At 58.2% G+C, this 3,861-nt stretch carries 3 protein-coding genes and 1 pseudogene; 3 read left to right on the top strand and 1 reads right to left on the bottom strand.

Going from position 1 to position 3,861, the window contains the following annotated elements; genetic code table 11:
- The first annotated feature begins 569 nt into the window (after nucleotides 1-569).
- The gene (locus tag CCR94_RS26580; protein WP_104507305.1) at nucleotides 570-854 is read left to right on the top strand and encodes an IS66 family transposase; all 285 of its coding nucleotides are present in this window, start codon (nucleotides 570-572) and stop codon (nucleotides 852-854) included.
- A 105-nt stretch (nucleotides 855-959) separates the two neighbouring features.
- Here the strand turns inward: CCR94_RS26580 and CCR94_RS07755 are convergent, their stop codons facing one another.
- Nucleotides 960-1,517, bottom strand: coding sequence for an NUDIX hydrolase (locus CCR94_RS07755; protein WP_206605799.1), 558 nt, complete (start codon nucleotides 1,515-1,517; stop codon nucleotides 960-962).
- 231 nt (nucleotides 1,518-1,748) lie between these two features.
- Here CCR94_RS07755 and CCR94_RS07750 point away from each other — a divergent pair, with 231 nt between their 5' ends.
- On the top strand, nucleotides 1,749-2,549 hold the full coding sequence (locus tag CCR94_RS07750) for an isoprenyl transferase (RefSeq protein WP_104507303.1): 801 nt from the start codon (nucleotides 1,749-1,751) through the stop codon (nucleotides 2,547-2,549).
- A gap of 701 nt (nucleotides 2,550-3,250) precedes the next feature.
- Nucleotides 3,251-3,607: pseudogene (locus tag CCR94_RS07745) on the top strand (transposase); the annotation flags it as partial.
- Nucleotides 3,608-3,861: the final 254 nt, after the last annotated feature.

Below are 3,861 nucleotides of genomic sequence, written 5' to 3'. Positions count from 1 at the left end.
ACCGCAGGCTGCTGGAGCCGATCGGCAACATCCCGCCAGCCGAGGCCGAGGCGCGTTACTACGCCTCGCTAAATCAGACCGCCATCGCGGCCTGATTTGAACAAAATGGCCTCCGGCAAACCCGGCGCGGTTCAAGTTCGCGGATCTCGCCGCCCCGAGCGCCCTCTGCGACGGCGACCGCGATGGTCGCCTTATGGACATCCAGTCCCACGAAAACGATATCATTCATCAGGCCCATCCCCATGTCTGAGGCTCGGCGCCGGCCAGCCCGGCGCAATCCTCGATTAGGGACATGTTGTGGGGCGGGCCGCCATCGCTTTTACAGGGCGAACATTGGGTCTAAGTTGCAAACGAACTCCGCCATATTGCCTATCATTGCCGAGCGTGAGGCTTATTGCGTTGTCCCAGGTTGGCCTAATGTGGTATCCATCCTTGGCTGATCCCCGCTTTTGGGGCCGCGAAGGGACACCGATGGGGTTCGCGGAAAAGGCCAATCAAGTTTGCCTCGCCCATCTCACCCGCGGCGTCCAATGCGTCATTGACGCCGGCGACGATGTGTCCGCACCAAACTGCGCCCTCTATTCGGGCGCGCCTGCAGCATCGGTCGACGAAGGCCAACGCTCGCCGACGCGACACTGAAAACCTATCAAGCCAAGCTGAACGCCAGCCTCGACGCCATGATGGCGCTCGAGCCAACGCGCGACGCCGGCATCAAGCTCCAGCGCGTCATCAAGAAAATCCGAAGGCATATATTCGTGTTCGTAACCAACCAAGACATTCCACCGACAAACAATGGTTCCGAGCGCGCATTGCGGCCTTGCGCCGTATTCCGCAAGATCACCAATGGTTTCTAGACCGACAGGGGTGCCAAGTTCTACGCCGACGTCCGCTCCTATCGGGGATCTGAGCGGATACCTTTGACGCCGCCAGGGACCGTTTAGCTCCACCACAGACGCGCTTCATTTCAGCTCAAGTCGGCCGATCGAGCTCATTGCAAGGAGAAAAGCTGATATATGGCCAGCGTGAGGCAATATTCCATCAGAAAGACCCTTGTAAAGCCCTTTAATCTGCAATAATTCCATAGTCATACCTTCTTCGCCTGTGTCGAGATTACGAATTGCATCGCAAGATGCACCGGTAGCGATGAATATGTAAATATTGTTGTTTTGACGGCCAACATCAGCCGCAACCTTTGCGACTTGATGCCATCTGGTTGCTGTAAATCCTGCTTCCTCAGCCAACTCCCGTTTTGCCGCCGCGATGGGCGATTCGCCGGGTTCAATCGCACCTCCGGGCAAATTAAGGACCGTTTCTTTGATGCCGTGCCGATATTCACGCACCAGAACAACTTCTTCATTCGATGTAAGAGCGACGACAAAAACTAAGTCAGGGAGGTGCAGTGTGTAGAACGGATCGAGCAGGGCGCCGGATGGCGTTTCGCATTTTTCGGCGCGAAGATCGATCCATCGATCCTTGACGACAATGCGTTCCTTGAGCGTTCGCCATTTTGTGGTCATGTTGATTCCTTGAGAACTCAAGATCGCAATATCAAACAGGTTTCTTGCACAGAGCTGGCTTAGCCCATCCCGCGTCTCATCAAGCTTCATCGCATTCGGCGAATACAAGGAAGGGGCGCGGCGATCAAAAAGGAAAATTACGCAGAGGCTCAAAGCCTTGCGCAGACGTGGCCTCAGCCTTTATGGTTGCGGCTTGGCGAACGGCGAAAGCCATACTCCGGACGAAACTGGATGAATGACAAGCAAGTGGGGATCGCCAAAGGCGCAGAAGACCTTGAGCCGCCCCTACATATTGGCGTCATCATGGACGGCAACGGCCGATGGGCGGCGCAGCGCGGCCTGCCACGATTGGAAGGGCACAGGCGCGGCGTAGAGGCCTTGCGCCGCACGGTGCGCGCCGCCGCCGACCTTGGGGTGCGCTATCTTACGGTCTACAGTTTTTCCAGCGAAAACTGGTCTCGCCCGCCGGAGGAGGTGTCCGGGCTGATGGGCCTGTTGAAATTCTTCATCCGCTCGGACCTGCGCGCTCTGGAGGAAGAGGACGTTCGCGTGCGGGTGATCGGCGCGCGCGACAATTTGAAACCCGACATTGTCGCGCTGCTCGACGAGGCCGAGGTCCGTACCCGCGCGAACACCAAACTCAACCTGCTGATCGCCTTCAATTACGGCTCGCGCCAAGAGATCGTGGCCGCCGCGCGCAGCTTGACCCGCGACATCGCGGCTGGCAAGATCGCACCCGACGACATCGACGAGACCCTTTTCGCTAGCCGGCTCGGCACACGTTTCGCACCCGACCCCGATCTCATCATCCGCACATCCGGAGAAACGCGCCTGTCCAATTTCTTGATGTGGCAATCAGCTTACAGCGAACTGGTGTTTTTGCCAATCCACTGGCCAGACTTCGACCGGCAGGCCTTGCAGTCGGCGATCAAGATCTTTCACGCGCGTGAGCGACGTTTCGGAGGTGTCGAAGACGCTAGACGAGTCCCCTCGCAAATGCAGTCAGCATCTGGCTCCATCGGGCTTGATTAAGGCGACAGCCGGCCCCAAAAAAACTTCTCCAAATCGCCATAGCGTCTGTCATGCTCCCTCGTCTGTTCAGAGAAGAACAAGGGAATTCATGAGCTTACGTGCAATTATGGCCCAAATGCCGATGCCAAAGATTATTGCCGCGATCCAAACGAAAAGGGCGGCCCAACGAATCTTGCCGCGCCGTTCTCGCCACGCCGCGAAAGGGACCAGCGCAGGTCGAACTGTTTCTCTGGCATACATGGAAGCGTCCCGTTAGAATTTTTACCGATTACAATGTTGGTTGGAGAGAATTAAAGGGCGGCTGATCAAGAGAGCTCAATTTTAGTGATCGGTGGCTTGCGATGTTGCGGCGTTCCGCGCGGATATCAAGACGCCACACCCACAACCGGTGCGGCGGGCTCCAATGTGCCCGTGATCAGAGCATTGGAACCGGCTGAAACGTGAGGTGCCCCCGGTTGGCTGGACAGGTCTGCGGCTAAATACGCTATTCCCGCGATGGGTTATGCCGCCAGTTTGACATCCGCCGCCGTCTCGGGCGCGAGCCTTGGAGACAACGGCGGCGTGATTTGATCATCCCCCTCGTCGGGCGTGCGTCCAGCCAGCGATGAGTACGGACGCGGAAAATTGTAGTGCCGGACATAGCGCAAAAGCCCGGCGTGAAGTTCCTGCTCGGTCTCGAAGGCGTGGAGAAAGAAGCCGAGTCCGCCCGCGGACAATGGCGCAAGGTCGCCGATCAGTTACGGCCAAAGACGCCCAAACTCGCAGCCTCGATGGACGAGGCTGAAGCTGATGTGCTCGCCTATATGGCGTTCCCGGCGGCGCATCGAACGAAGTTGCACTCGACAAACCCGATCGAGCGCCTCAACGGCGAAATCAAGCGGCGCACCGAAGTCGTCGGCATCTTTCCCAACGAAGACGCCATCACCCGCCTGATCGGCGCGATCCTGCTGGAAGCCAACGATGAATGGGCCGTGCAGCGAAGCCGCTACATGACGCTTGAGACAATGGCGCCATTGAGCGATGATCCGCTCGTCAGCCTGCCCGTCGCGGCCGCCTGACCCATCCCGGCTTGCCCATGGAAACGACGGCGACCACCGTCTCCTACACCACGCCAAGGGACACGATCTCCCAGACAGGAGAACGATCACAAAATCACGCCGCACCCGCCGCGGTAGCGGCTTCGTTGTGTGCCGGGCATGTTCGGTAGCTTGGAGGTGAAAGTCCTCTACCCAACCTGATGGAGGTGAAGGGTTAGCAATGCGCAAGGGCTATCGCCGCGAGGCGGGGTCTGAAGGAAGCGCGGAGCAAAAGT

This window comes from Rhodoblastus sphagnicola, from assembly GCF_002937075.1.
Lineage (GTDB): Bacteria > Pseudomonadota > Alphaproteobacteria > Rhizobiales > Beijerinckiaceae > Rhodoblastus > Rhodoblastus sphagnicola.
Note: the sequence above shows the minus strand (reverse complement) of the source record. Positions and strands in the feature narration are given on the sequence as shown.